Origin of the sequence: Echinicola salinicaeni (genome assembly GCF_014280965.1) — a bacterium.
Lineage (GTDB): Bacteria > Bacteroidota > Bacteroidia > Cytophagales > Cyclobacteriaceae > Echinicola > Echinicola salinicaeni.
The window spans coordinates 527,419-533,628 of sequence record NZ_JACODZ010000003.1 but is presented as its reverse complement, the minus strand read 5'-3'; the positions used below and the strand labels follow the sequence as shown (position 1 = coordinate 533,628).

General features: G+C 37.2%; 6 protein-coding genes and 1 rRNA gene. 1 reads left to right on the top strand and 6 read right to left on the bottom strand.

Annotation, left to right across the window (positions count from 1 at the left end; genetic code table 11):
- The 6 genes from H7U17_RS07920 to rpmH all read right to left on the bottom strand — a co-directional run.
- Positions 1-100, bottom strand: a 16S ribosomal RNA gene (locus H7U17_RS07920); the annotation flags it as partial.
- Between the two features lie 537 nt (positions 101-637).
- Positions 638-1,147 carry a DUF2480 family protein gene (locus H7U17_RS07915; protein ID WP_186756153.1) on the bottom strand — a complete coding sequence of 170 codons (510 nt, stop codon included), beginning with the start codon at positions 1,145-1,147 and terminating at the stop codon, positions 638-640.
- Positions 1,144-1,833, bottom strand: a complete 690-nt coding sequence (tsaB, locus tag H7U17_RS07910) for a tRNA (adenosine(37)-N6)-threonylcarbamoyltransferase complex dimerization subunit type 1 TsaB (protein ID WP_186756152.1) — start codon at positions 1,831-1,833, stop codon at positions 1,144-1,146. Before tsaB ends, H7U17_RS07915 begins: the two co-directional genes overlap by 4 nt.
- A 178-nt stretch (positions 1,834-2,011) precedes the next feature.
- Positions 2,012-3,676: a S41 family peptidase gene (locus H7U17_RS07905; RefSeq protein ID WP_186756151.1), complete on the bottom strand. Its 1,665-nt coding sequence runs from the start codon at positions 3,674-3,676 to the stop codon at positions 2,012-2,014.
- Entirely contained in the window at positions 3,660-4,058 is a 399-nt protein-coding gene (gene rnpA, locus H7U17_RS07900) for a ribonuclease P protein component (RefSeq protein WP_186756149.1), read from the bottom strand. Before rnpA ends, H7U17_RS07905 begins: the two co-directional genes overlap by 17 nt.
- Positions 4,059-4,099: 41 nt before the next feature.
- The gene (rpmH, locus tag H7U17_RS07895; RefSeq protein ID WP_186756147.1) at positions 4,100-4,258 is read right to left on the bottom strand and encodes a 50S ribosomal protein L34; all 159 of its coding nucleotides are present in this window, start codon (positions 4,256-4,258) and stop codon (positions 4,100-4,102) included.
- Positions 4,259-4,467: 209 nt separating this feature from the next.
- On the opposite strand from rpmH, the gene H7U17_RS07890 reads away from it, so the two are divergent.
- Positions 4,468-6,138 (top strand): M61 family metallopeptidase, encoded by a 1,671-nt coding sequence (locus tag H7U17_RS07890; protein WP_186756145.1) that lies wholly within the window; start codon positions 4,468-4,470, stop codon positions 6,136-6,138.
- Positions 6,139-6,210 lie beyond the last annotated feature (72 nt).

Here is a 6,210-nt window from a genome sequence, read left to right as displayed (position 1 = left end):
GCCACTCTCAGTTTCACCGAAGTAAAACCTACCGTTCGACTTGCATGTATTAGGCCTGCCGCTAGCGTTCATCCTGAGCCAGGATCAAACTCTCCATTGTAAAGTTTCTATTGACGTGCCTACCATAAGTAGGCAACTCTTCTTTTCCTTACCGACTTGTCGTATATTATTATCGTCTTACAGTACTTCAATGAACTTGTCCGACGGCTCTTTAGCCGTCTTTGTGAAATCCCCCGTCCTACCGGGAACATCCCTTTCTTTTTTCTCGCCGTTTACTTCCTAAACAGTCCTCTTGTTTTTCGCTTGGCAAAGGTCCGAAAAAGAACTTTATTTTGCAAAACAATTTTCAAATTATTTTCTCTCAAAAGCTTCCTAAAAACTTTTGAAATGCAACTCCCCTCGTTTGGGTGTGCAAAGTTAAACGGTTTTTATTTCTTAAAAAACAATTTTGAAAATTTATTTTTTAAAGGTTTTTCTAACCGTTCTTTCAAGATTAAAATCACTTCCTTTTGTAGTGATTTCCCCGATTGGGAATGCAAACATAGAACTCTTTTTTAAAATTACCAAACCATAATTTTAAAAATCAACCATTTTTATCTCAACGATCTCAATAGCAATATTTTATATTTTCATCACCTTATTTCTTTGGCTGCTTGTACAACGGAACAGTACTACATGGCTCTCCATACATGATAGACTTTGCTTTACCTTTTAATAATTTCACCACCTCCCCATAAGCAAATAATGGAACAGGGAACTTACTACATCCCTTTACAACAACTGGCCTTCCCTCAAAATCATCAAGAGAAAGTTCAGACAATGCCTTTTGAAATAGATATTGTTCTAAATCATTCAAATTCCCAACACTCGATTCTTTCGCCACACCGACCAGGTAAGTCATCACCAACATGTATGCCCATGTCGGAACAATAGCATCTACAGTACACCCCACAGCAACATACTTATCCCGATATTGCTCCCAGTCCAATTCCTTCAGCGCCTTTCTAAAATCCGCTTCCTTTAAAACTAGCTCCTGAAAGAGGTATTCCTTTAGATCAAAAAACACCCTTTCTTCCTTTTTATAAAAAGTTTCCAGATCGATGGTTATTATCGGACTATTGGCTACCCTATTAACTATTTCACTCATGACAATAATGGATTTTTCTTCGATTTTACAACCCTAAATTCCTTCAAGTAGTTCGGCTCAAAATACGCAACATCCACAAATTCCTCTTTTTCGAACTTTAACAAAGCTAATTCACCAACAGAGGATGCTGAATTGGTCAAAGAGAAATACCGTGCATTGGGATGCTGAATAACCCGGGAAACTTTATTGGCCCCATCACCCAAAAAATAAACCAGGCCTTTTTCCAAATACTCCTCATACGATGTTTCTTCAATAATAACCGGTTTCAATTCTTCCAATACAGCAATGGAAGAATCAAAGACCTTGCTATAAACCTCCATTCTCCTAGCATCAATCATGGGTATAATCACCGCTCCAGCTTCAGCGAAATCTTTAACCTGCACAGCCAAAGCATCCAAAGTACCCACTCCTATAAGTGGAATATTATGCGCAAACGCTATTCCTTTAGCTGTGGATACTCCAATCCGTAACCCTGTATAGGACCCTGGCCCCTCCGAAACCGCCACAGAATCCAAATCAGACGACTGCACTCCTACTTGCTCCATCAAGCCTTTAATGGCGGGCATTAATTTTTGCGCATGGACATTTTCTTGATGCATCTCCAATAGCCCCAACAATTTCCCCTTTTGATGCAAAGCAACTGAACAAACCGAAACAGCCGTATCTATAGACAATATTAACCCCATGAACTTATCATTTTCCCTTTACTCAAGTTTAAACCAACAAAGATAACAAAATACTTCTTCTTGAACTCCCCAAGACAATAACCCCTTAAGTGCCCAAGCAAATTAGTCAACAAAAAAACTCCTTCCCTTTTCGAATTAAATCGAAACAGAGAAGGAGCTTAAATCTTCTTTCAAGATATTACTTTTCAGCCATAACGGGTTGCAATATCCGCTCGTATTTATCCATATCAGCTAAAATTTCAAGAGCTTTCTCAATCACTTGATCTTTATCAATAGAAGCCTCTACTACCCCTCCCTGATAATAATACCTAGAGACTATCTCATCTTTCAGGGCCTCCTTTATTTCATCCTTATATGTTATCAAGTCCTGCTCTTTGTTATGGCTCAAGCTTTTTTTCAATGAATCGATTTCACTTTTGATATCATCAAAGTACTTCTCCTCTTTCGCATAAGTTTCCAAATCCTCAATAGATTTTTCCACCCTAGTTATATAATCATAATCCTTTCCCTGTAGCCAAGACACGAATTCATCATATACCTCATCACTCACCTCAAACTCCCTAGGCGCCTCAATACCATCATGCTCATAGTAATATTGATTGACAAATTCAAAAACCAAACTTCTCGCCACCAAGCTATAGGTTATAGGCGCATATTTTTTTGGTTCCACATTTTCGTCAGGTTCAATTCCAGCACCATCCCAAACTGTCCTACCATTTTTGGTTTTAAATTCCTTTCTCAAGGAATCGGCCACAATCCCTACATTGCCATTCTCATCCCTGTGACTATAATCCAATTCCTGAATACACCTTCCACTAGGTATATAATATTTTGCCGTTGTTACTTTTACTTGGGCATTATACGATAATGGAATAGTACTCTGAACAAGCCCTTTTCCAAAGGTCTTTCTTCCTACCAGTACAGCACGATCATAATCCTGCAAAGCCCCAGCCACAATTTCAGAAGCTGAAGCAGACCTTTCATTTACCAAAATTGCCAAGGGCATTTTCTTATCTACAGGAGATCTAGATGTTTTATATTCTGCGTTCACATTTTCCAACTTCCCTATGGTACTCACCACTTCCTTCCCCTTAGGAACAAACAAACTCACGATATCCACAGCTTCTTTTAAAATCCCACCTGGGTTGTCCCTTAGATCCAATATTAGCTCTTCAGCACCCTGCCCCTTCAAGTCAACAAGAGCTCTTCTAACATCATCTCCAGCATTGGTCGTGAAATCAGTCAATTTAATATACCCTACACGATCATTGACCATTCCATAATATGGCACATTATTGATAACAATTTTCTTCCTTGTCAAATCAAAAGCAAGGGTATCCGTATTTCTTTTGACCACCACTTTTACAGGTGTGTTGGCCGGCCCTTTAAGCATCTTCGAAATATCACTTGTAGGTAATTCAACTACATTTGCTGAATCAACTTTTAGCAACTCATCGCCAATCCTTAAGCCTCCACTCTGGGCAGGAAAACCTTTATAAGGCATTAATATCATATTAACACCAATCCTATTGCCAATTAAGGCACCAATCCCCCCATACTCTCCAGTGGTCATGGTCCTAAAATCATCCGATTCTTCTTCAGGAATATACGTTGTATACGGATCAAGCTCTTCTAACATGGCATTAATCCCCACAGTCACTAATTCTTCAGGATTGATCTCATCCACATAATAGGAATCTAACTCCCTTATCAGAGAGGCAAAAATATCCAAATTCTTTGCTATCAAAAAAAGCTTATCATTCTTGCCTTTAAATGAAAACAAAAGTCCTCCCCCAACGATGAGGACCATAGCGAAGGCAATAATTCTATTTCTTTTCTTCATCTTGAATAGGTTTGTTCCCTTGCTGGGCTGCAAGGCGGTTTAATATTTTAATCACCTTAGGTTGGATGGCCTGAAAGGTTTCCAATTTTGATGAAACATACACGAAAGCTATTAATTTTTTCTCGGTTTCACCATCCAAAAGTATGGATTTATTCAGTCGGTAAGCTTCTTTCACTCGCCTTTTGATATAATTCCGATCAACAGCTTTCTTAACTTTTCTTTTGGAAACAGAAAAAAGTACCTGATTGGTTTCCTCAGCTTGATCTAAGGGCAAATAAATAACCTTGAAGGGATATAAAAAAAAAGAGGAACCTTTATCAAAAAGTTCCTTTATTAACTTTTTAGAATGTAATCGTTCATTCTTGGGAAGCCTATAATTCATAGCAATAAGGCATCAAAACAAAGAAATGAATCTTTCAATAATTACTTCTTAAGCGTTTTTTCTGAAGACACTGTTAATTTATGTCTACCTTTTGCTCTTCTTGACTTAACAACCCTTCTTCCGTTAGGTGTCGCCATTCTTTCCCTAAAACCGTGCTTATTTCTTCTTTTTCTGCGAGAAGGTTGAAATGTTCTTTTCATGATCGTTTAATTTTCTATCGATAAAGCGGAAGTTCAAAGTGATAGTCTTACCAGCTCATTACTTCATCATCGATTTATGTTTTAATTTTTATTGCTTTTCTTTGACTTCCCTTTCCAGTTGACCCCGAAAAGGATTGCAAAGATAGATAGTATTTTTTTATTTACAAACCAGTGGATTACTTTTGTTTATTGTCAAAGCACAAATGTAAATGGAATACCTGATAAAACGAAATAATCCACTTAGTCAATTTATTGAAGTTCAACTAAACCTTCATTGTAAGGAAGGAGAAGAGGTAAAGTTACAGCTTCCCTCTTGGAGACCCGGAAGGTATGAAATCACCAATTATGCACAGAAAGTCCGGGGATTTTCCGTACAGGTGGATCAAACAGCAATTGAATGGAAAAAGCAGAATAAAGACTTATGGTCCTTTATAACACCAACCGAAGGGTTTTACGCTGTTTCATATGAATTTCATGCCAACCAAATGGATGCTGGAGGTAGTTGGTCCGATGATGAACAACTTTACCTCAATTTTATCAATTTTATTTTCGATATAGAAGGAAGGAAAAATGAAGCTATCCAAGTAGCTATCTCCATTCCTGAAAACTTCACAGCTGCAACTGCCCTACCTAAAATAGGCAAAAACCAATTTCAAGCAGACAACTTCCAACACTTAGTGGACAGTCCATTTCTTAGCAGTGCCTCTTTAAATAATTATACATATCAAGTAGGGCAGTCAAATTTCCATCTTTGGTTCCATGGTGAAATCCATTTTGATATTGACCAATTATTGGAAAAATTTAAAGTTTTCACCAAAAAGCAAATCGCTGCATTTGGTGAATTTCCTGCAACAGATTATCATTTCCTATACCAACTCTTACCTTATAAACATTATCATGGTGTAGAACATCAATTCTCCACGGTCATCACATTTGGACCTGCTGAAAGTCTTTCGGAAAAGAAAAATCTGGATGAGCTTTTTGGCGTAAGTGCTCATGAGCTCTACCACTTTTGGAATGTATGTCGGATCAGACCCAAGGAATTATTGCCTTATGATTTTTCTAAAGAAGCCTATATCAAAACGGGGGTAGTTGCTGAAGGAGTAACCACCTATATGGGAGATATCTTTTTGCTAAAATCAGGCTATTTTAATCTAGAAGAATATATCAGCGAAATTTTAGAAAAGTTATTCCAAAGAGAATTTGAATCATTCGGCTGGAAAAACCAATCCATTGTTGAATCCAGTTTCGATCTTTGGCTGGATGGGTACAAACAGGGACTCCCTGATAAAAAAGTCAGTATTTATAACAGAGGAGCCTTGATCTCCCTTTGCCTTGACCTGATGTTATTAGATGAAGACAGTTCTCTTCATGAAGTAATGAAAGACATGTGGATGAATTTTGGTAAAAAGAACAAGGGCTATGACCTAAATGATTATAAAAACACCATTGTCCAAAAACATTCCAAGCCTCAAATAATAGAAAAATTCTTTAATGACTTAATAATAGGCAAAAAAGACCTCTTCCCTATTCTAGAAGAACAACTGAAAAGTATTAATATAAAAATCACCACTAAAGCCAATATTGATACTTATATGTCACAATTTGGCATCAAAATTCAAGGTGATGGAACCATCATCAAGATTCATCCCAAATCAAATGCATATAACCTCCTGATGCTCGGTGATAAGGTTGAACTGGTTAACGGACAAATATTTGACCTCAAAAAGCCATGTAAAGGCAAAAAAATCACATTCTCAATAAATAGGTTTGGAAGAGCGATGAGTATTGAACTTGAAGACAACAAAGGTTCTTATTACCCTGCTTTTCAATTCCAAGTAATGACAGAAAACGAAAAAAGAATTAATTGGATGAAATAATTCTAAAACCCCAAGAGGCAACCCACATTTAAACCTATGATTTTCACCATTATAGCATGATATTTCGTATAT